This window comes from Pantoea sp. USHLN256, from assembly GCF_037149875.1.
In the GTDB taxonomy this organism is placed as follows: domain Bacteria; phylum Pseudomonadota; class Gammaproteobacteria; order Enterobacterales; family Enterobacteriaceae; genus Pantoea; species Pantoea nemavictus.
Genome location: NZ_JBBCQO010000002.1, coordinates 327633 through 350170, shown reverse-complemented (window position 1 = coordinate 350170; position 22538 = coordinate 327633). Strand labels below are relative to the sequence as shown.

Genomic DNA, 22538 nt, shown 5'->3' with positions numbered 1-22538 from the left:
ATTTGGCGACATTTTCGTAGGGTGCGCATTTATGCGCACCTTCAACTACGCCGTGGTTTTACGATTCTGCGTTAAATCTTTCACCGTTTCCGCCGCGCGTTTGCCGGCAAGAAAGGCGTGATCGGAGTTGTAATACTCCCACTCGCTGTAGCGTCCTGACAGTTGAATACTTTGCGTCGCCAGCCAGCTTCGTATCAACGCGACATTGGCGCTGCGCTGGTGGTCATAGACAACATAGGCGTACGGCATATCGACTTCACTGGCGGTGATAATTTTATCATCGGCATTGATGATGCCGACCCGAATGCAATCCTTAATGCAGCGCTCAATCAAGGCGTCACCTTCGCAAGGCAGCGGCTGATCGTCGCGATAGGTCATTTCACAGGTCAGGCCAAAACCGCCCGGCGCATTACACTGCGGGCTGGCGTTACCTTGCAAAAAGATGCGGTGAAATAAGGTGTCGCCGGGATAGTAAATCCAGTGTTTATCGCTGATTGCCGCGCGCCCTATGCCTAGATTGACGCAGCGCACCGAGATATGTCGCAACTGTTTTGCGGCCTTCTGCACCGCTTCCGGGGCGAAATTGCCCATCAGTCGTACCAGTTCTGGCAGCGGCAAGGTGCTGATCATCTGGTCATAATGGAATTGTCGTCCATCCTGCAAGCGCACACGGCGTTGCAGCGGTTGGATCTCAGTAACCGCTGCCTCCCGTTCCAGCGTACAGCTCAGGTGCGGCAGGAACCCCTCCATTAATGCCTGAAATCCACCGCGCAGCGGATAGCCAAAACGCGCGTTGGGGCCGACCGGCTTCTCCAGCGGGGCCAGTGCGCCGCTAATAATTTGCTCGAGATCCGGCAGCGGTACGCGCCCGCCGAGCCAGGAGGTTTCCATATTTGCCAGCGGCGTTTTCCACAGCTTTTGGTTATAGGGCAGGGCGAAATGGTGAGCGATGCCTTTGCCCCAGGTACGGAAGATAAAGCTCTCAAAATCTTCGCTCTCTGTTTGCGCCGCAAAACTCTCACCATCCGGTATCGCACCATCGGCGCAGCAGTCACGACGTGTCTCAGAGGTCACCGCTTGCAGCGCCGCCGGATGCGCGCCGTAACGCGCTTCGATTGCCCCCAGCACACATTCACCGATCACTTCGGCGGGCAAACCGTGTAGCGCCGACTGGAAAGGATAGCGCGTGTAAACATCATGGCTGTAAACCCAGGCTTCACGCTCTTGCCAGTGCTGATTGTCGCCGAGCAAGGTGTCGTATAAGCCCAGCACGTAGGGATCGTTGGAGAACATGATGTGGCCGGCATGATCGAAGGTGAAACCCTGATCTTTGATAGAACGGCACCATCCGCCCACCGAGCTATTTTTCTCTAGCACCACCGCGCCTGCGCCATAGTGATAACCCGCACTCAACCCGGTTGGCCCGGCTCCGAGAATGAGACACTCAATCGGGTTTTGCGCCAGCGGCTGTGGACGTGCAGCGATAACCTCGGGCTGGGAAAGGTCACGTTTGTTTAGCGCGACGATATGCGTCTGCATCTCCTCAACGGTGCGATCCCATGATGTTTCCGCCACCCGTGCTGCCATGATTTTCGCTAACTGATAGCGCGTTTCAATCGGCATGGTTAGCGCCGTTTCGCAAGCGGCAATAAAGGTTTGCGGTGAATCGGCGATGCTGACAACTTCGGCATAATGGCGCACCACATCAGCAATCGCGGTGCTGACGATCGGCAACTGCGCCGCCATATACTCCAGCACTTTGGTGGGACTAATAAAGCGGGTGGAGGAATTCAGCGCAAACGGCATCAGACAGACATCCCAGCCGGCAAGGAAGTGCGGCAAGGCCGCGTAGGGTTGCTGGCCGAACCAGTGCAGGTTGCTGCGCTGCGGCAGGCTGGCGAGGTCTATTTTCACCACCGGGCCGACCATCACAATTTGCCAGTCGGGATGGGCATCCGCCAGCGCGGCGAGCAGTGGCAAATCCAGACGCTCATCAATGACGCCGTAATAACCCAGGCGCGGTTTCGGCATGTTCTCCTGCAGCGGATGGCTGTTGGTGCGATCCAGCGCCTGTTCGAAATGCGCCGCATCCACACTGCTTGGATAGCAATAGACGTGGGCATGGCGATGCTTTTTGGCTTCATACAGGCTGGTGCCGCCGGTAAACACCACATCGGCGCGGCTCAGCAGGGCCGATTCACGCTGCTGCAACTGGCGCGGTGCCTGGTTAAAGGCCGAGAGCTCATCCATGCAGTCATAGATAATCGCGCTGGGGTTAAAACAGGCCAGCAGTGGTAGCGCCATCGGGGTGTAAAACCATACCAGCGGCGTTTCATCTGCGCCGAGCAGCTCGGCCAGCAGCGGTTGCAGCACGGCGATTTGGCTATCATGAAAGCCCGGCGCGGCGACATCGGTATGCGGTTCAATCACCGTGACGTTGGGCGCCGGTTGATATTGTCGTAGCGCCGCTTCGCCAGGCTGGTAAATCGGCTCTTCGATAAACACAATGCGGTGAAACTGAGCGAGGCGCGACAACAGATGCTGCGGACGCTGAAACACGAATCCCCAACGCAGATGACTAAAAACCACTAATACCGATTGTTTCATGACGCATTCCTCTGGCCAGCTGGCCGCGGTGATATGACCCTGAAAGCGGGCTACTATTTGTTGTGATTGCTGCAATGACGCGGCATAAACCGGGTTGAGCACCCGTTTTTTGTGGGGATCGACATCCCACAAGCCGCTGCGTGGCCAGTGTTCGAGATCTTCCCAAAGGGGACGATCGATAATGGGATAGAGACAGATGCCGCGGATATCGCAGCCACTCAGCTGTGCCTGTACGACATCGGCGGTAACCTGAGACAGCCAGGCGGCGCGTCCGCTACCGACATGGCTGGTTTCGGCCAGCAATAGCGGCCGCTGATAGCGCTGCGATAACGCCGCAAGCATCCGGTGCAGCGGCACGCGGCGTGCATCCCCTAAATGCCACTCCAGCCGGCAGCCGGACCAGGTCAACCACTGATTACCGTGGTAGTAATTGGCACCGACCAAATCGAGATAACGCGGCTTGCCGCCCAACTCGGGTTCGCGCAAACCGGCGATCATGTCCCATGCCTGGTACTGCGAGGCGATAATCTCTGCGCTGCGCTGGCGGCACGCATCGCTGTCTTCATCAGGTACCACGTGAATGATCGGGTCACAGTGCAGGAAGCGCGCACGGGGATCGACGCTCTCAATGGCGGCACATCCGGCCAGCGTGGCGCGAATGAGCTGGCGTTTAATCTCATCGGGATCGCTGTGCGCATTATTGCCAAACAGTCCAACCGAAATTCCCCACGCCATAAATGAGATCTCATTCATCGGCGAATAAATCGGTGCGTCTTCATAATATTCTGCGAGAAACAGCGCCATGCGCTGGCAAAAGTCGGCAAAGCGTGGCACGAATTCAGGCGCGAATAAGGTGAGATCGTCAGGCCAGCCGTAATGACAAAAGCTCCAGTTAATTTGTAATCCAAACGAGCGCGCCGAATTCATGCGTTTTTTCAGGTTGGCAAAAGTCTCCTCTGGCGCCATTTCTGCCAGTCGCCAGCCAATACTTTCTCGAACGGATGTAATACCGAACTGCTGCAGCGCGGCGTAATCGTTATGGTATTGAGTTAAATGATCATTCACTGCATTCATGGAAAGTTTTTCGCCGAAGGGATTGATATGGTCCGCACCCTCGTAACCGGCCTGCCAAAAGCTAGAAAATGGCGGCATGCTGTTCCCCCGGAATAATATTCAGGAAATAGAGATAAATAATAATGAGTTAATTATTAACAGCGTGATGTGAATCAATGCTTATCAGTAAGATATAAATGCCAATTTTAACCAGCGCACATTTTGTAGCGGCGCAATTTATTGCGCGATGAATCGCGCCGCTACGGATAGTGCGGTAATTGTTTGAATCATTCGTCTGTTGGTAAAACGTTCGGGGATTAAATTATGAAACTTATTTTAAATTATAACCACGGTTTAGCTTAACGCAAATTATTGAGCATAAAAGAAAATAAGCACAGCGCTAATTAGATTTACTATAAGTGAAGCGGTAGATGAGTTTTAAATAAATGCACCTTAAATATTTCTTACGCTTAACTCACATATTGAAGAGAATGCCATTGGGCTATTTAACGGCATTACTACACTTAAATAACCCAATTCGGGTTAATGGAGGTACCTATGTCAGAGCGTCCAGATGATGATGATGTAATTCCCCTGCCAGGCGATGATGAACCTTTACCTGACGAAGATGATGATTTACCTCGCGACACTGAATTTCCCGAAGATCAGCAACCTAAAATCTGAAAATCGCTAGAGCCGCCGCTGGCGGCTCACTATTTAGATAGCACTCTGTGACATTTCCCCCATAATAGCTCTCCAGGAATTCATTCTTATTTTTAACATCCAAGGGAGAGATACGATGGTCAACGACTATTTCACACAGCCACCGATTGGCGTCACTGTAGAACAACACAAGCGCACCGTCGCGGTGGCAGCGGCGTTAGCCGTGGCAAAAGAGTCGGTTAGCGCCTCCACCTCCGCCAGCGGATCGAAGGCATCATGGGATTTGCAGGCGGTTGCCAATGAGATTGCCAATCTGGCCGATGCCATTCAGGACGCGCTGGAACCGGTAGAGACGCTCTAAAGTAGCAACTGGCTTAACGCCGCCAGATCAGCGGTGTTGCGCAGCGCGCTGCTGTGCAGCAACTGCTGCTGGCGTTGTGGCATCTCCTGCTGCAGTGCTGCCCGCAGTTTACCCGTGACATCTACCGCATCGGCTAGCGATTGCTGTCTTGTGCGGCGCTGCTGCAGCTGTGAGCCATCGCGCAAGGTGAGGGTGACCAGGTGAAAGCGCAGTGCCGGATTAATCGCATCCGGTGGCGCATTTTCATCCGGCGTGCGGCGTACTTTAGCCGCCAGCGGCATGACGGCGTGGTTAAGCTCGCCCTCAGCAAAATCCTGCAACCGCAAGTCGTCGTACATCAACATCGCGGCAATCACATACTCCAGGCTGAAACGCGCTTCAATGCCGTTGGCTGGCACGCGCACCGATGCCGCAATATCGCCACCCGGCGGAAACGCCACGCTAATGTCAGCGATGTTGTCCAGCAACGCTTGCAGTGAATGACCGTTTGCCAGCCACTGCTGACGCAACATTCGCGTCGCTTCGGCTGCGCTGTGCGTACCGGCGCAGGTGGGGAAGGGTTTGAACTCCAGGCCCGGCGAAACCATACGCCACGGCTCAGCCCAGTTATCAATCAGCTTTTCCGGCTGTGCCTGGCCATTGCTGGTGGCGGAGATAAAGGCTTCAATCACACCATCCTGCTTGCCGTCAAAACCCGCCAGCGTCAGCTGCGCGGCGGTCACCGCACGTTCAGCGGCAAAACCGGCGTGCAGCGGTTTTACCGCCGAACCAAATTGCGCGCGTAAACCGCTGGCCTGGGTGGTGGCGATGCCAATCAGCGTTGCCGTCGCAGAAGTATCTGTCCCGATTAATCGCGCCAGCGCGGCGGCAGCGGCAACTGTGCCGAGCGTCGCGGTATTGTGATTGCCGAGCGCATAGTGCTGCTGGCTGACGGCGAGCCCCAAACGACCCGCCACCTCTACGCCAATCACATAAGCATCCAGAAAGTCGTCCAATTCAGTCGGCTGATGCTGCTGCCAGGCGAACAGCGCGGGCAGAATTACCACGCTGGGATGCCCGCGAAAATCGGCATGAAAATCATCGTAATCCAGCGCGTGGCTGGCATAACCCAGCAGCAGGGCTGTTGAGCGGGCGCTGCCGTCGCCATACACGTTGCGTAACGCCGGTAAACCGCTGTCCGGCACCTGGCCTTGCAGCACCGGCCAGCTGACGGCAAGAAAATCACGCACGCCTTCACGCGCCGCCTCGCGAGCAGCGGCGTCCGGTTGGCTGTGAACAATGCGCTCAGCCAGCGCGGCAGTGAGGTTCATCAGCGAGTGTGCTCCAGGCTGCGCAATGCCGCCAGCGCCAAATCGCTGAGATAGCGCGCGGTGGGCAGCAGCACCTCATCGTTAATGCGGAATGCCGGATGGTGCAGCGCGTAGGGTTCACCGGTGCCAATCATCATAAATGCGCCTGGCAGTTGCTGCTGATAAAACGCGAAGTCTTCGCCGATTGGGCTGGCTTCCACTACGCGCGCCTCAAAGCCGCTGGCACTGGCCTGCTGCAGGGCGAAATCCGCCCAGTGTGCATCATTCACTACCGATGGCGGCCCCGCATGCCAGTTAAATTTCACTTCGGCGGCAAATGCGGCACCGATGCCTTGCACAATTTCGCGGAAGCGCTGCTCAAGGCGCTCGCGCGTCTGTTGCGAGAAGGAGCGCACCGTGCCTTCCAGCCAGGCGCTGTCGGGAATCACGTTCCAGGTGCTGCCGCTGTGAATCTGGGTAATCGACACCACCGCGTTATCGCCAGATGGCGCATTGCGGCTGATCAGCGTCTGCGCAGCGGAGACAATTTGCGCGGCGATAACAATCGGATCGTTGCCCTGATGCGGTTTGGCTGCATGGCTGCCGATGCCGGTGATGCTGATATCAAAGCGATCGACCGCGGCGGTTAACGGACCGGCTTTGCAGCCAATCACGCCCGGCGGCAGCGACGGATCGTTGTGAATACCAAAAATCGCCACCGCATCATCCAGCGCGCCGGTCGCAATCACATCGGGTGCGCCCTGGCCGGTCTCTTCGGCGGCCTGGAACAGAATACGTACGCGGCCCGGCAGCGTGCTCTCCTGCTGTTTGAGTAAAATCGCCGCGCCCAGCGCCGCCGAACTGTGGAAGTCGTGGCCGCAGGCGTGCATCACGCCGGGACGTTCAGAGCGGAAGGTAACATCAGACTGCTCCTCAATCGGCAGCGCATCGATATCGGAGCGCAGCACGATCAGTGGACCCTGCTCCGGGCCGATCTCAGCGACTAAGCCGGTTTTGAGCGGCAGATCCAGCACGCGGATGTGATGTTGTTCTAACTGCTGGCGAATGCGTGCGGTGGTTTCGAACTCCTCGTTGGAGAGTTCGGGAAAACGGTGCAGTTCATGGCGGAAGGCGATCAGCTGTTCGCCGAGGGTGTCGAGGAGTTGGCTCATGCTTTAATTCCTTGTTGAGCGGCCTGACGCGTTAACCACGCATCATGAGCGGCTTCATCCAGTACTTTCTTCATATATTGCGTGATGTGGCCTTTGCCGAGATCGGTAGTGTGCATCAGCTGAAAACCGCGCTTTTTATACATCTCAATCAGCCATGGATGGCTGGTGGCGGTGCCGAGCGAAACGGCAGGGGCGCGCAGTTTGCCGAGCAGGATCTCCTGCTCTAGGTGATCCTGCACCTGACGGCCATATTGGCGTCCGGGATAATCGGGATGCGCACCAAACCAGCCGATATGCGGCAGGCCAAACGGACCCGGCAGCGGCCCCCACGGATAGCGCACGGTGACGGATGAGACCATCACGTCATTGGCATACAGCGCATACACACCGTGACTTTGCAGATGACGCAGGGTTTTAGCGCGATCGGCCGTGGCGGCATCAAACTTGATGCCCAACGCCAGCGTCGGCGCATAGGCGGCATGCATCAATGCCTGATAGGTTTCCACCTCGTCTTCTCTAACCTGACGAAACTCAAGTGACATAGATATCCCCGGAAAAACCGCCAGCTGGCGGAGAAAAAAAACATGCACATTCCGTAGCGGCGCAATTTATTGCGCAATAAATTGCGCCGCTACGGAATGTGCTCGCCATCACCCTTTCATACAAGGCTTATCAGATTACCAGCAAAGCTAACCCGCTCTATATGTGAAAAATAACTAAGCTAATGCGAATTTGTGAAAATGAAATCGCCGGTTTTGCATTGCTTAAATCGTTATTTACCGTAGTATGCAGAAAATACATAGCGCTATAACTATTCTGTATTAACCCTCTGAATTAACTTAATTTAATCCGTTATAGCCTTATTCTTAATCAGGGTGACGCCGTGTTAGCGATCAAATCTCCGCGTGCTTATGCACATGAATCCGGATTGCGTGCGCGCGCCGGTGAATTTATCAAACCTTATGCCTCACATATTCGCATCTTTACTTCTCCTCGCGCCTGGCAGGCGGTCAATCCAGAATTAACGCAGAGCCTTGAGGCCAACGGTATTTGCTGGGAATTAGAGTATCTGCCGGGTGAATGCACCGATGCCGCGATTGAAACACTCAAGCAAAATGTGCAGCAGCAGGGCGCAGAACTGCTGTTTGCCATCGGTGGCGGACGCGTGCTGGATGCGGCGAAAGCGGTGGGCAGCCAGCTACCCGATCTCAAAGTGATCAACTTTGCTACCGTGGCCGCTACCTGCGCAGCGTGGTCGCCGGTCGCCATCATTTACAACGAGCAGGGCGGACACGTTCGCAGCCAGCCGCTGGGTAAAATGCCCGATCTGGTGTTGGTGGATAGCGAAGTGATTGCGCGTAGCGATGTGCGGTATCTGAAAGCCGGCATCGTGGATGCGCTGGCGAAATATTACGAGTTCTACCCTTATCAGCGTCACAATCCCCACGATCTGGCGCTGGACCTTAAAGTGATGACCGCTAAGCGCGCGCTCGATCGCTATCTGCAACTGGGCGCGGCGGCGGTTGCCGCCAATCAACAGCAGCAAGTAACGCCGGAGCTGGTGCAGATCATCGATGCCAATATCGTGCTGGCGGGTCTGGCAAACAGCGTGCGCGATGTGTTACCGACGCCGGGCTTTGCCCATGCCATCCACAATCGCCTGACGCATCAGCCGGAACTGCACGCATGGCTGCACGGCGAGAAAGTGGGCTACAGCCTGCTAGTGCAATCGTTGATTGAACATGACGGCGTGCCGGATGCCGAGCTGCTGGCGCTGCTGCGCGACTACGACATGCCGTTAACGCTGGCGCCGTTAACCGGCGATCGCGCGGCGACGATCCGCAGCATCGCGGAACAAATCAAATTCCCGGCGGCCAGCGCAGAACGTCTGCCTTTCCGCATCTCTGCAGATGCGCTGGAGCAGGCGCTGCTGGCGACCGAGAACACCTTTTAAAACGCATTACTTTTTATTCACCAGGACAAATTTATGGCTAATTCACAACCACCACGCCGCATCCGTTTAGGCCTTTTCGTACAACCGGTAGGACAACACGTTAGCGGCTGGCGCTTAACGGAAAAGCTCGGCGATCCCACCGATATCGACTGGCTGATCACCATCGCCAAAAAAGCCGAAGCGGGCAAATTCGATCTGTTCTTCGTCGGTGATGCGCTGGCCACCAGCATGTACCGCCTGCCGTCCACCATGGCTCGCCTCGAACCGCTAACCTTGCTGTCGGCGCTGGCAGTGAACACCAAACGCATTGGTCTGGCGGCAACCGCCTCCACCACCTTTAGCGATCCGTTCACCATGGCGCGCAGTTTCTCTTCGCTGGATCACATCAGCCGCGGCCGCGCCGCGTGGAATGTGGTGACGTCGTTCTCTACCGATGTGGCGCGTAACTTTAGTCGCAGCGATATGCCGAATCACGCCGAGCGCTACGCGCGGGCGCGCGAATTCCTTGAAGTGGCGGACAAGCTGTGGGCTGGTTGGGAAGAGGGCGCGGTGCAGCCAAACAAAGAGACCGGCGCCTACTTCGTTGATGAAAAAATTCAGCCGATTAATCACCAGGGCGAACATTTCCAGGTGCAGGGTCCGCTTAACATCACCCGTTCACCGCAGGGGCGTCCGGTGATCATTGAAGCCGGTTCGTCAGCCGATGGTCAGAAGCTGGCGGCTGAAACCGCCGAAGTGATTTTCACCGCTGCCGCCAGCCTCGAAGAAGCGCAAACCTTCTACCGCTCGCAGAAAGATCAGGTGATCGCTGCCGGCCGTAATCCGGATCACGTGGTTATCATGCCGGGCGTGATGCCGATTGTGGGACGCACGCGCGAAGAAGCCAAAGCGCTGTGGAAAGAGCTGAACACGCTGGTGGATATTGAAAATGGTCTGCGTCAGCTGTCGCTGCGCTTCAGCATGGACCTCAGCCAATATCCGCTGGATGGCCCGGTGCCGGAAGTGCCGCTGGGTGAAGGTAACCAGAGCCGCGTCAAATTGATGACCGATATGGCGAAGCGCGAAAATCTAACGTTGCGCGAGCTGGCCGCTGTGGCTGCGGGTTCACGCGGGCATCGCGTGATTGTCGGTACCGCCGAAGATATCGCCGATGATTTCGAGCTGTGGCTGAAAGAGGGTGGCGCAGACGGTTTCAACATCATGCCAGCCATCATGTCTGAGCAGTTGGATCTGTTTGTGGAACTGGTGATTCCGGAACTGCGTCGTCGTGGCCTGTTCCGTGACGATTATGAGTTCGCCACGCTGCGCGAAAACCTCGGCTTGCCGGTGGTGGTTTAATCCCCTTCAGGAGCACTACATGGTCACCTTATCTAAGCGTGTGCAGTCCGTGTCGCTCTCTGCCAATGCGGCGGCGCGCCAACTGACGCGCCAGTTGAAAGAGCAGGGCGTCGATATTCTCGATCTCACCACCGGTGAACCCGATTTTGATACCCCGCCGCATATTCGTCAGGCGGCGGTCGCGGCGATGGAAGCCGGTGAAACGCGCTACACGCCGACCAACGGCACCACGCCGCTGCGTAACGCGGTGTTAGCTAAGCTGAAGCGTGAAAATCAGCTTGATTATGAGTTGGGGCAGATTTGTATCGCCAATGGTGCCAAGCAGATCATTTTCAATGCTTTTGCCGCCACGCTGAATGATGGCGATGAGGTGATTGTGCCGGTGCCGTATTGGCCGACCTTCCCGGATAGCGTGCGTTTTAACGGCGGAAAAGCCGTGCTGCTGGAGTGCGCGCTGGAACAGGAGTATAAGCTGCAACCGCAGCAGCTGGCGCAGGCCATCGGTGACAAAACGCGCTGGCTGGTATTAAACAATCCGGGCAATCCTTCCGGCATGGTGTACAGCGCCGAGGAGCTGATCGCACTGGCGGCGGTGCTGCGCGATCACCCTAATGTGTTGATCATGTTGGATGAGCTGTACGAACACATTCTGTTTGATGGCCGTGAACATGTCAGCCTGCTGCACGTCGCGCCCGATCTGGCGGATCGTATTTTACTGGTGGGTGGCGTGTCGAAAACCTACGCGATGACCGGCTGGCGCATTGGCTTCGGTGCCGGGCCAAAAGCGTTGATTGACGCGATGGTGGTGGTGCAGTCGCAAAACAGCTCGGGTGCCAGCGCCATCAGCCAGGCCGCTGCGGTTGCTGCATTCAATGGCGGACTCGATTTCCTGCCGCCGCAGCGCACGGCTTATCAGGATCGTCGCGACGCGATTATGGCGTTGCTGCAGCCGGTACCGGAGATTGAAGTGCTCAATCCTGACGGAGCCTTCTTTATTTTCTGCCGCTGTGCCGGTTTGCTGGGCAAAACGCGTCCTGACGGTCAGAAAATTGAGAGCGAACAGGATGTGATGAATTATCTTTTGGAAAGCGGCGTATCTGGCGTTGCCGGAAGTGCATACGGCTTATCGCCATATTTCCGCCTGTCGATTGCTACCGATATTGATACGGTGCGTGAGGCAGGGCGAAGAATTGCCCAGGCGTGTGCCGTTCTAAAATAGCAACGTGCAGATATTGTAGCGGCGCGATTTATCGCGCTCTTTAAATAAACAGCGCTGCTGTTAAAAAAACGCGTAAAAGCGCACCGCGATGCTAAAAAAAATAAGGTGGATAGTGATATCCACCTTATTAAATCAGATCAGAAAATCATCCAATGAACCGCCTGCATCCAGTGCGGCTTTAATTGGCGATGGCGTGCGGCCCTGACCGGTCCACAATTTCTCGTTACCCTGCTCATCGATGAATTTATACTTGGCTGGACGCGGTGCGCGTTTCGCTTTAGGTTTGGTTTCCGGCTGGTTTAATTGCGCAAGGTCATTAATATCGATGCCGTCTTTCATCAGCATCTCTTTATACAGCGCCAGTTTTTCTTCTTTTTCGCGCTGAGCTGCAGTTTCTGCAGCCGCTTCTTCACGGCGCTCTGCGACCACCACGGCGAACTTCTCCAGCATCTCTTCTAATGCTGCCACCTCTATTTCACGCGCCTGAGCACGCAGCGTACGAAGATTGTTCAATGCTTTAAGTGCATCGCTCATGAATAAATCCTTATAACTTATTTAACGAGTATCAAAGCGCGCATTCTACGAGATTTTTTTTCAAATTAAAATAATTACGCGAGGGCAGAATCGTCCGGAAAATATCCATTCGATCAGAAATTTCTTTATATTTGCAGCAGGTCACACAATTTATTTGGCTTATTACTGACCTGGCCGATTATAAAGATAATTAACAGTGCTCATTTATTATGCATTTAATCTACGTTAGCGGCATGATTTGGTCGTCATAGAGGTCGATCCTGCATTGCAAGGTATGCATCGATAAGCTGCGGGTAAGCTTATCGCTCACCAGAATCCTTTCAATTTCACAGAGTTGCCAAAAATCCAAACGTAATCATTCCGGAAAATAACGCTGCTCAACTATTACTCGTTGAAGAATAAGGCATTTCTATAAGTGTAAAAGTGTCAGTTAACCGGTAACAATTTCTTGCATTGGAAATCTTAATGCGTATATTTCTCATTTGCTTTCTTAACGGCTTCCTTACTGTCGTTCCTCTTGCAGACGTCAGCAGCGGTGCCGCAAAAAAATAATGATAAGTTGATCGAGGAATCGTATGTCTTGCGAAGATTTGAGCGTCAGGAACCCGGGCAGTGCTCCACAGCGCGCGCTGCGTCTCTCTTTACTGGCTATGTTGGTTGCGTCAGGTATCGCGCAAGCAGCTGAAACCACGCCCACAGAACAAACGCTGAACGTTGACGCCAGCGCCAATGCCGACCAGCAAGAGCAGGCGGCAAAAGACTACAGCGTGCCAGTCACACGCGCCGGTACCAAAATGGCGCTCACCGCGCGCGATATTCCGCAATCGGTTTCGATCGTTAGCAAGCAGCGCATGGAAGACCAGCAGCTGCAGTCGCTGAATGATGTGCTGGCCAATACCACCGGCATCCACGGCGTCTCTTCCGATATGGATCGCACCAACTACTTTTCGCGCGGTTTTACCATTGACAACTATATGACCGATGGTATTCCCACTGCCTTCGCTTCGCGCTGGAACCTCGGCGATGCGCAGAGCGATATGGCGCTGTATGAGCGCGTTGAAGTGGTACGCGGCGCAACCGGTTTACTGACCGGACCGGGCAATCCCTCAGCCTCAATCAACATGGTGCGTAAGCACGCTGATAGCAAAGAGTTCACCGGTAGCGTCTCTGCCAGCTACGGCAGCTGGAATAAGCAGCGTTACGTTGCGGATCTCTCTGCGCCGCTGTCGCCAGAAGGTAACGTGCGTGGACGCCTGGTGGCGGGCTATGAAGACAAAAACAGCTTTATTGAACGTTACGGCGCAGACAAGAAGTTCGTCTACGGCGTGGTCGATGCCGATCTGACCGATGCCACCAAGTTGTCCGTCGGCTATGAGTTCTCTCAGGTGAATACCGATTCGCCCATGTGGGGCGGCTCACCGCGTTGGTATACCGACGGTTCACAAACCAAGTTGCGCCGTGGTTATAACACCGCGCCGGATTGGGCTTACAACAACAAAGAAAACAAAAAAGTCTTTGTTAACCTGCAGCAGAACTTTGATAACGGCTGGAACATCACGCTTAACGGCACGCACAACGAAATGTTCCTCGACAGTAAACAGCTGTATATCGATGGTTTCTTCGATAAAACCACCGGTGCGGGATCCTCTTCTTACGCCGGCTATCCGGTGATCGGCGGTACGGGTTACAACACCGGCAAGCGTAAAGTGGATGCGGTGGATGCGTTCGCCAGCGGCCCTTACGAATTGTTGGGCCGTCAGCATGAGTTGATGATCGGCGTTAACTACAGCCGTCAGGACAATAAGTACTTCAGTTCGTGGGAGAACATCTCCTCAGAGCAGTTGGGTAACTTCAACGACTATAACGGCGATTATCCAGAGTCCAACTGGAATCCACGTGAACCGGCATCAGATACCCAGCTGGTGCGCCAGAAATCTGCCTATCTGGCTACGCGCATTTCACTGGCCGATCCGCTACATGTGATTCTCGGTGCACGCTATACCAACTGGAATCGTCAGACGCTGAATGCCGAGATGGAGAAGAACAACATCACGCCTTATGGTGGCGTGATCTGGGACTTCTACGACAACTGGTCAGCGTATGCCAGCTACACCTCGGTATTCCAGCCGCAGGATTATCAGGATGCTTCAGGTGCTTACCTGGCGCCGGTGATTGGTAAAAACTACGAAGCGGGCGTGAAGTCAGACTGGTTTAACAGCCGCCTGACCACCTCTGTTTCGGTGTTCCGTACCGAGCTGGATAACGTGGGTGAAGCAACCGGCCAAACTAACCCTGAAACCGGCAATGCGATTTATGTTGGTAAAAAAGGCGTTGTGAGCCGTGGCGTAGAGTTCGAAGTGAACGGCGCAGTCACCGATAACTTACAAATGACCTTCGGTGGTACCAGCTACGTGGCGGAAGATGCGAATGGCGATCGTTACAACTCCAATCTGCCGCGCACCTCATTCAATCTGTTCACCAGCTATCGCTTGCCGATGCTGGATCAGCTGACCTTGGGCGGCGGTGCAACCTGGCAGTCGAAAACCTACGGCGATATCGGCGGACCAGACGGCAACGGTACCTGGCGTGCACGTCAGGGCAGCTACACGGTGGTGGATCTGTTCGCACGCTACGACGTAACCAAAAACGTCTCGCTGCAGGCAAATATCAACAACCTGTTCGACAAAGAGTACGACACCAACGTGAGTAACGGCGGCATCGTTTACGGCGATCCACGTAACTTCTCCGTCTCCGCGACCTATCGTTTCTGATGTTTTTTGTAGGGTCGCCATTCATGGCGACCTTCCTTAAAACCTCATCCACTCTGCAATAATCTGTCCATACAGCTGCTCGGCTTCCCCCAGTTTACTCACCAAACAATACTCATCGGTTTGATGTGCCATTGTTGGTTCGCCCGGACCTAAAATGATACACGGCGGATTGCCCAGCGCGGGCAGCAGCAACGACGCATCGGTGAAGTAGGGCACCACGCGCGCGTCGAGTGGCTGGTCGAAAAACGCCTGACACAACCCATAGATCGACTGAATCCAGCGATTCTCTTCGCAACTCAGTACCGCAGGCAGATCAACCAGGGTGGTGATATGCACCGCTTCGCCCAATAACTCGCTCAGCTGCTGGCGAATCGTAGCGTGCTGCAGGTTAGGCGCGCTGCGAATGTCAACATCAAATGCCGTGCGATCCGGCACCGAATTAATGTTCAAGCCGCCCTGAATGCGCCCAACGTTGAGCGTCGGTTGCTTCATTAACGGATGTGGCGCACCGGGAGAAAAGTGGCGGATCTTACCGAGCGCATCGGCGGCGAGATAGATGGCGTTAATGCCCAGCTCCGGCATCGCGCCATGCGCAGTTTTTCCACGTGTCTCGCAGCGTAGCCACAATGCGCCTTTATGACCTATCACCGGATAGTTGGCTGTCGGTTCGCCGACGATCAGCGCCCCCATCTCCGGCAAGCTGCCGGCATCAATTAACGCCCGCGCGCCATCGCAGCCGGTCTCTTCACCACCGGTGATCAGCAAAGCCACGCCGCGCCCGGCGCGAATCGCCGTTTGCTGCTGGATGCAGGCGAGAGCAAACGCCGCCACCGCCGCTTTCATATCACTGGAGCCTCGGCCATACAGCCGATCGCCCACCACATCCGCGCCAAAAGCATCGTATTGCCAGGGTTGGTTGCCGAGCGGCACAGTGTCCAGATGTCCGGTAAACGCCAGCGGTTTGCCTGGCGTATCACCCCGCAACTGCGCAATCAGATTGCTGCGACCTGCGCCGAACGAAGAGAGCTCAACTTCAAAACCCTGTTCGCTGAGCCAATCGGCCAGAAACTGCATGCATGCGCTTTCTTTGCCCGGCGGATTAATGGTGTCAAAGCCGAGCAATTGCTGCGCAAGTTCCAGCGAAGCGGGGCGCATCAGGCGCGCTCCGTGAGCCAGTCAAAGCAGTTAATCCACAGCTGGCGATAGCCCGGCCATTGGGTAAACTCTTCCGGCAGCCAGTGCGCCGACATATCGCTGGTCCACACCAGCGAGCGACCTTTTTGATATTCACGCACCGCTAATAGAGGATGCGTGGTACCCGCGACTGTCGCCAGAAGCGTGCCTTCGGGCTGCATTTCCACTTCGTTGTAGCCCAGCATCCACGGCCACTCGCCGGATATGTGGTTAAAAATCGCGTGCGATTGCGTCAGCTCCAGCGTCGAGCCTTCCGGCGTTTCAATGCGGTCATCCCAGGCGAGGCAGCGCACCGGCAGAACTTTTTCCACCAGCGTGTTACGAAAGCGCGCGCCACCATTGATGCCCTGAAAACTGAAATAGCCACCAATCATCATCAGGCTGCCGCCTGCGGCCACGTAATCATGAATCAACGTCAAGCGGTTGGCGGTGCGCCGGCTTTTTAGCCAGGTATCGGGATGCAGCAACAGCGTATTGGCACCAATATCCGACAGAATAATCACATCCCACTGCTGCAGCCCTTCAAGCGTGAGCGGGAAATCGGTGGCGGCGGCATGCGCTGGCATATGCGTGACGGCGTAATCGCTATCCTTTAACGCCGCCATAAAGTCGCTGGCACCAGTGTGCCAGGTGGCGGTGGCAAACTGGTCAAAGCCTTTAATATGGTTCGAGGTGCTGGTCCAGGATTCGCCCACCAGTAACACGTTCTTCTGCATGATATTTTCCTTTTACCCACCAAATACGCGCTGCGGGTTAGCAATCATTAAGGTTTCGAGTTGTTCGCCGCTGACGCCGTGACGTTTCAGGCGCGGGACAAAATGTTTGAGGATGTAGCCATAGCCGTGGCCACCAAAACGCGTCAGCATGGTTTTCAGGAACACATCCTGCGACAGCAAAATCTGCTGGATGTAGCCGTCGTCGATCAATTCGCAGATGGCGCGCGCGTTCTCTTCATCCGAAGGCGATTGCGCCGCTTCATCGGCGTAGTAATAACTCATGCCGATCATGTCGTATTCGAGAAACACGCCGCGATCGGCCAGTTCACGCTGATAGGTTTTATCGGCAAAGCTGGGGTTCATATGGCACAGCACGGTATGACGCAGGTCGGCGCCTTCCTGCTGCAAAATATCCAGCACCTTATGTCCTAAGCGCTCCCAACCCGGAAGATGCACCTGAATCGGCACGCCGGTTGCGGCACTGGCGCGTCCGGCCGCGCGCAGCGACTTCTCTTCATCGGCGGTAAAGCGGCTGGAGATGCCGATCTCACCAATCAGTCCGGCAATCACCTCCGGTTTTTCCGCTGCGCCACCGAGGTCAAAGATCAACTTCTCGCTGAGCTGTTCAACGCTGATGCTTTTCACCCATTCGGGATGTGACGGCTCAAGATAAAGCCCGGTGCCCATGACAATGTTGAGGCCGGTTAAGCGTGCGATGCGTTGCAAACCTCTCGGATCGCGGCCAATGCCGATATTGGTGGGATCGACGATGGTTTCTCCGCCCAGCGCGCGGTACTTCATCAACTCTTCAATCGCCAGAACGACGTCAAACAGTTGGCAGTTATCGCGGCTCATCAACGGGTTCATGTTGAGTTCGCCGAGGTTCTCCATCTTGACTGGCATCTCGGCGATATGCCGATCGCTGCAACAGCAGGGCGGCACCCATTTTCCGGACGCATCGAGCAGAATATGTTCGTGCATCAAGGTCACGCCCATCTCGGCCAGCGGTAGCGGTCCTAACACCGTCATCACGTAGCCACTGGTAACGCCAAGCGGTAACGGATCCGCATGACGGAAAATCGATCCTTTCATGGGCTATCCTTTTGCCGGCGCGCGGGTGGGGTTGAGAATGCGGGTGTTAAGCCAGATGGCGAGCAGAATGATGGTGCCGGTGGCAATTTGCGTATAGAACGGCGAGATGTGCGACAGAATCAGCCCGTTCTGGATGATGGCAATCGACAGGGCGCCCAGCAGCGTGCCGATAATGGTACCGAAGCCGCCAAACAGGCTGGTGCTGCCCAGTACCACGGCGGCAATCACCTGCAACTCAAAGCCTTCGCCCTGATTGGACGAGCCGCTGCCCAGACGCGCAGTGATAATCATGCCCGCCAGCGCCGCTGCCATGCCGCTGATAATGTAGACCTTCATGGTCACCGCTTTGGTATTGATGCCGCTGCGGCGTGCGCCTTCGGCATTGGATCCAATCGCCGTAACGTAGCGACCAAAACGCATATGGTTCAGGACAACGTGCCCGGCAAACAGCACCAGAATACCAATCAGCGCGGGCATGGGAATGCCGAGCACCCACGCGCGGCCCATCAGGGTAAACAAACTGTCTGCTGGCACCGGAATGGAGTAGCCCTGAGTGACCAGCAGCGCGATCCCGCGTACTACCGCTAACGTGGCTAAGGTGACGATAAACGCCGGAATCCCCTCAAAGGCGATAAAGAAGCCGTTGATGGCGCCGACGACACCGCCGAGCAGCAATCCGCCAATCAGCACCACCGGCCACGGCAATCCCCAATTATTCAATGCGATAGCCGAAAGCGCGCCGACTAAAGCCAGCGTTGAACCTACCGACAAATCAATGCCGCCGGTGGTGATCACCAGCGTCATCGCGGTGGCGACAATCAGCAGCGGTGCGCTTTGCCGAATGATATTCAGCCAGTTAGTGCTGGTGAGAAAGTTGCTGGTGATCAGCGAGAACACCACGCAGCAAAAGATGAAAAACAGCGCAATGCTCACCACGCCCGAGTGGTTGTGCAACAGGCGACGCGGCAGCGAATGCTGGATCATGCGCGAACTGCTTAAATTCATGATGCTCATCCCGTTACCTCAGTGTGCCGCCGCAGAGTGAGCCGTAAATTTCTCACCCACGATCAAATTAACGATATCGCTCAGGCTGGTATCCGCCACGCGGCGCTCCGCCACATTGGTACCTTCGTACATCACCATGATGCGATCGCACACCAGGAACAGATCCTGCAGGCGATGGGTAATGAGGATGACGCTGACACCGCGCGCGGAGACGCGCCGAATCAGCGCCAGCACCGCTTCCACTTCCGCCACGGCGAGTGCAGCGGTCGGTTCATCCATGATCAGCACTTTGGGATCAAAAGCCGCTGCGCGGGCAATGGCGATTGCCTGACGCTGACCGCCGGACAAATTACGCACCAGCAAGCGCGTATCCGGAATGGAGATGCCTAAACCTTGCAGCATTTCGCGCGCATCGGCGTGCATTTTGGCCTGATCGAGAAAAGGAATCCCCAGCACGCTTTTCATCGGTTCGCGGCCCATAAAAAGATTGCCTGCGACATCAACGGTGTCGCATAGCGATAAATCCTGGTAGACCATTTCGATGTGGCAGCGGCGCGAATCGGCAGGATTAGTGAAGTGCTGCTGCTCGCCATCAATGCGAATGGTGCCGCTGGTGGGCACCACCGCGCCGGAAAGCACTTTGGTGAGCGTCGATTTTCCGGCGCCGTTATCGCCCACTAATCCCAGCACTTCACCCGGTGCCAGTTGCAGATTGACACCGCGCAGGGATCGTATCGAACCGTAAGTTTTGGTGATGTTAATCATCTCTACCCGAGCGGGGGTAGCGTGTGGCTGCTGCATCTGAACACTCCCAATTTGTTGCCGGGAAAATTGCCTGCCAGCGCGAAAATGCGCTATCTGACACGATTTACCCTCTAGTAAACCGGTTTACCTGCCAGATAGAACACAGTCCAACGCTTACAGGGCAACACGTTTCAACGATATTTGTTTGCCGCTGAGATCGTTGCAGGTTCTGTGCCAGGTTAGAATTTAGTCATTTTGGCGTTAAATAAAATAGTGATGAATCAATGAATTAAAAAATAAGCGTTAAGTAAACCGGTTTACCTCGCGACCGATTGAGGTACCGCGTTGATCAACTTTTGCGCCAAGGCTGTGCAATTTAGCGCCATTTTGGGTCAGGGTTGCTGAATCTGGATCGAATCTCGGCCAATCCATTCCACCGGCAGGCGCGTTTCGAGCGGGATATTGGTTTCGTTATTGAGCAGGCGCAGCATGATATCCACTGCGGTGTAACCCAGCTCCCGCGCGGGTTGGCGGATGGTTGAGATGCGTGGCTGGGTGAGGTCGGTGTAGTTGGCGTCATCAAAGCCAACCAGCGAAAGGGCGGACGGAGCCTGCAATCCACTGGCGCGTAAACCGTCCAGCAATCCCAATACCAGATAATCGCTGGCGGCAAATACGGCAGAAGGACGCTGCGGCTGGCTGAATAGCCGTTGCAAGGCCTGCTGGCCGAACTCGCGCTCATAGTTGCCATACATTACCCATTCGGCTGGCACCGGCAAACCGGCCTGCTTCATGGCGGTGCAGTAACCTAAATAGCGCTCACGTACGCTCATCAACTGCTCGGGGCCACCGATGAAAGCGATGTGGCGATGTCCGGCGGCGATCAGCTGTTCAGTGGCGATACGCCCGCCTTGCACGTTGTCGGCAAATACTTTGGGGACGCTGCTGCCGGGAATGTCTTCATCGAGCAACACAATATGCTGGTGGCGCTGAATCTCTTTACGCAACAGGCCGTTATCCGGTCGGTTGGTGGTAAATAGCAGACCATCAACCTGACGCGTATCCAGCCAGCGAATAAACTGCGCTTCTTTGTCAGGATTGTTGCGGGTAATACACAGCACCAAACTGTAACCGCGCGCCGACGCTGCTTCTTCAGCGGCATCGGCCAGTTCTGCGAAGAAGGAGTTGGTGATATCGGGCAGCACCAAACCGAGCGTTTCGCTGCCGCCTTTACTCAGACGGCGCGCCAGGCTGTTGCCGCGATAATCGAGCTGGGTGATTGCCGCTTCAATGCGGTCAATCGTCTCCTGCGGCAAGACAATGCTGTGGTTCAAATAGCGCGACACCGTGGCTTTAGAAAGCCCAGCTCGCTTTGCCACGTCGGATAACAACACGCGTTTTGTACTCATTTTCCTCGCCATACTGATTTTTCGGTCGTCATGAATGACGACCCTACAAAAACGCGCCGAACAATTGTAGGGTCGCCATTTATGGCGACCTCACAATAACGCGCGGAGTCGCAAGAGGATGCGTTTTTATCCACACAGATATCTGTAACACAGTTAAGCGCGGCTGATACAGCGCTTTCCCTGGTGCACTGGCGCATAAATAAACACTTGACAAAAAAAGTCACTCGACGAATTGTATGCACAGTTTACCGCAATACCGGGAATCCATTCCCAAACCGGCTTAAGTTATTTCATCAGGCGTTCCTAACGGATGGGTTGCCGAAAAACACTTAAGCAGGATGTTATAAAACACTGTAACTGTGCAGTGAATAAATCATTCCATCGATATTTGCCCGCCAAAAAATAATCTCAGTGTCTTAACGCTGAGAAACGCTGATTATTGTTTATTCCCGACGAGGAACACCATGATGTTATCTTTCACCGGAAAACTGCGTTCATTGGTTTTGGCAACAGGTCTATTTTCTGCGGGTGCTATTTTTACCCTGGCACAAGCCGCACCCACGTATGCCTTAGTACAAATTAATCAGCAGGCGCTGTTCTTTAATCTGATGAATCAGGGCGCGCAAGAGGCCGCCAAAGCCAGCGGTAAAGAATTGGTTATATTCAATGCCACTGATAATCCGGTTGCGCAGAATGATGCGATTGAAAACTATATTCAGCAAGGTGTGAAGGGTATTTTGGTAGATGCCATTGACGTCAACGGCATTATGCCAGCGATCAAAGAAGCCGCCGCTGCCAAAATTCCGGTGATTGCCATCGATGCCGTATTACCGGCGGGCCCCCAAGCGGCACAGGTTGGCGTAGATAATATGGAAGGCGGAAAAATTCTCGGCAAATATTTTGTCGATTACGTGGCGAAAGAGATGGGCGGAAAAGCGCGTTTGGGTATTGTTGGCGCATTAAACTCGGCCATTCAGAACCAGCGTCAGAAAGGCTTTGAAGAGACGATTAAAAACAACAGCAAAATCACCGTCGCCGATGTAGTGGATGGCCAGAATATTCAGGACAACGCCATGACCGCAGCGGAAAACCTGATCACCGGCAATCCAGATTTAACCGCGATTTATGCCACCGGTGAACCGGCGTTGCTCGGAGCGATTGCGGCGGTAGAAAACCAGGGTCGCCAGAAAGATATCAAAGTCTTTGGCTGGGATCTGACGGCTAAAGCCATCAGCGGTATCGATGGCGGCTACGTCACCGCCGTACTGCAGCAGGATCCGAAAAAGATGGGTGAAGAGGCGTTGAAGGCACTCAATGCGCTCTCTGAAGGCAAAACGGTGAGCAAAACCATTCTGGTTCCGGCCACCGTGGTGACCAAAGCGAACGTCGACAGTTACCGTCCGCTTTTTAAGTAACC

General features: G+C 55.1%; 18 protein-coding genes. 7 read left to right on the top strand and 11 right to left on the bottom strand.

Translation table 11 applies throughout. From position 1 onward, the window contains the following. Positions 1 to 45 precede the first annotated feature (45 nt). Complete coding sequence (locus WFL93_RS06750) at positions 46 to 3759, bottom strand: FAD-dependent oxidoreductase (RefSeq protein WP_336777614.1); 3714 nt, start codon at positions 3757 to 3759, stop codon at positions 46 to 48. A 459-nt stretch (positions 3760 to 4218) separates the two neighbouring features. Here WFL93_RS06750 and WFL93_RS06745 point away from each other — a divergent pair, with 459 nt between their 5' ends. Both WFL93_RS06745 and WFL93_RS06740 read left to right on the top strand, forming a co-directional pair. Further along, entirely contained in the window at positions 4219 to 4344 is a 126-nt protein-coding gene (locus WFL93_RS06745; RefSeq protein WP_007894066.1) for a hypothetical protein, read from the top strand. A 115-nt stretch (positions 4345 to 4459) separates the two neighbouring features. After that, positions 4460 to 4684 carry a hypothetical protein gene (locus WFL93_RS06740; protein WP_007890034.1) on the top strand — a complete coding sequence of 75 codons (225 nt, stop codon included), beginning with the start codon at positions 4460 to 4462 and terminating at the stop codon, positions 4682 to 4684. On the opposite strand, the gene WFL93_RS06735 is transcribed toward WFL93_RS06740, so the two are convergent. The 3 genes from WFL93_RS06735 to WFL93_RS06725 are packed head-to-tail and all read right to left on the bottom strand — an operon-like array spanning position 4681 to position 7687. Continuing rightward, on the bottom strand, positions 4681 to 5994 hold the full coding sequence (locus tag WFL93_RS06735; RefSeq protein ID WP_336777613.1) for an MmgE/PrpD family protein: 1314 nt from the start codon (positions 5992 to 5994) through the stop codon (positions 4681 to 4683). The genes WFL93_RS06740 and WFL93_RS06735 overlap by 4 nt on opposite strands. Beyond that, complete coding sequence (locus tag WFL93_RS06730; protein WP_180823942.1) at positions 5994 to 7145, bottom strand: amidohydrolase; 1152 nt, start codon at positions 7143 to 7145, stop codon at positions 5994 to 5996. Before WFL93_RS06730 ends, WFL93_RS06735 begins: the two co-directional genes overlap by 1 nt. After that, positions 7142 to 7687: a GNAT family N-acetyltransferase gene (locus WFL93_RS06725; RefSeq protein ID WP_336777612.1), complete on the bottom strand. Its 546-nt coding sequence runs from the start codon at positions 7685 to 7687 to the stop codon at positions 7142 to 7144. Before WFL93_RS06725 ends, WFL93_RS06730 begins: the two co-directional genes overlap by 4 nt. Before the next feature lie 341 nt (positions 7688 to 8028). Between WFL93_RS06725 and WFL93_RS06720 the strand changes: the two genes are divergently transcribed. Genes WFL93_RS06720 through WFL93_RS06710 form a run of 3 tightly spaced genes read left to right on the top strand, consistent with a single transcriptional unit; the run spans position 8029 to position 11656 of the window. Then, complete coding sequence (locus WFL93_RS06720) at positions 8029 to 9099, top strand: iron-containing alcohol dehydrogenase family protein (protein ID WP_336777611.1); 1071 nt, start codon at positions 8029 to 8031, stop codon at positions 9097 to 9099. A gap of 33 nt (positions 9100 to 9132) precedes the next feature. Next, positions 9133 to 10437, top strand: a complete 1305-nt coding sequence (locus WFL93_RS06715; protein WP_336777610.1) for an LLM class flavin-dependent oxidoreductase — start codon at positions 9133 to 9135, stop codon at positions 10435 to 10437. A gap of 19 nt (positions 10438 to 10456) precedes the next feature. Further along, positions 10457 to 11656: an aminotransferase class I/II-fold pyridoxal phosphate-dependent enzyme gene (locus tag WFL93_RS06710; protein WP_336777609.1), complete on the top strand. Its 1200-nt coding sequence runs from the start codon at positions 10457 to 10459 to the stop codon at positions 11654 to 11656. 132 nt (positions 11657 to 11788) lie between these two features. On the opposite strand, the gene WFL93_RS06705 is transcribed toward WFL93_RS06710, so the two are convergent. Next, the gene (locus WFL93_RS06705; RefSeq protein WP_049853320.1) at positions 11789 to 12190 is read right to left on the bottom strand and encodes an H-NS family histone-like protein; all 402 of its coding nucleotides are present in this window, start codon (positions 12188 to 12190) and stop codon (positions 11789 to 11791) included. Positions 12191 to 12765: 575 nt separating this feature from the next. Here WFL93_RS06705 and fhuE point away from each other — a divergent pair. Beyond that, entirely contained in the window at positions 12766 to 14961 is a 2196-nt protein-coding gene (gene fhuE / locus WFL93_RS06700; protein WP_336777608.1) for a ferric-rhodotorulic acid/ferric-coprogen receptor FhuE, read from the top strand. Positions 14962 to 14997: 36 nt separating this feature from the next. Here fhuE and WFL93_RS06695 read toward each other — a convergent pair whose 3' ends face one another. From WFL93_RS06695 to WFL93_RS06670, 6 genes are all read right to left on the bottom strand, one after another. After that, positions 14998 to 16116, bottom strand: coding sequence for a M20 family metallopeptidase (locus tag WFL93_RS06695; protein ID WP_336777607.1), 1119 nt, complete (start codon positions 16114 to 16116; stop codon positions 14998 to 15000). Then, complete coding sequence (locus WFL93_RS06690) at positions 16116 to 16871, bottom strand: glutamine amidotransferase (protein ID WP_049853323.1); 756 nt, start codon at positions 16869 to 16871, stop codon at positions 16116 to 16118. Before WFL93_RS06690 ends, WFL93_RS06695 begins: the two co-directional genes overlap by 1 nt. A gap of 12 nt (positions 16872 to 16883) precedes the next feature. Next, positions 16884 to 17963 carry a phosphotriesterase family protein gene (locus WFL93_RS06685; RefSeq protein WP_336777606.1) on the bottom strand — a complete coding sequence of 360 codons (1080 nt, stop codon included), beginning with the start codon at positions 17961 to 17963 and terminating at the stop codon, positions 16884 to 16886. A gap of 3 nt (positions 17964 to 17966) precedes the next feature. Beyond that, on the bottom strand, positions 17967 to 18968 hold the full coding sequence (locus WFL93_RS06680; protein WP_161804887.1) for an ABC transporter permease: 1002 nt from the start codon (positions 18966 to 18968) through the stop codon (positions 17967 to 17969). An 18-nt stretch (positions 18969 to 18986) separates the two neighbouring features. Next, the gene (locus tag WFL93_RS06675) at positions 18987 to 19733 is read right to left on the bottom strand and encodes an ATP-binding cassette domain-containing protein (protein WP_161804888.1); all 747 of its coding nucleotides are present in this window, start codon (positions 19731 to 19733) and stop codon (positions 18987 to 18989) included. Positions 19734 to 20104: 371 nt separating this feature from the next. Beyond that, positions 20105 to 21133, bottom strand: a complete 1029-nt coding sequence (locus WFL93_RS06670) for a LacI family DNA-binding transcriptional regulator (RefSeq protein WP_036621058.1) — start codon at positions 21131 to 21133, stop codon at positions 20105 to 20107. Between the two features lie 452 nt (positions 21134 to 21585). On the opposite strand from WFL93_RS06670, the gene WFL93_RS06665 reads away from it, so the two are divergent. After that, a complete protein-coding gene (locus WFL93_RS06665; RefSeq protein WP_336777605.1) occupies positions 21586 to 22536 on the top strand; it encodes an ABC transporter substrate-binding protein in 951 nt (316 codons plus the stop codon). Positions 22537 to 22538 lie beyond the last annotated feature (2 nt).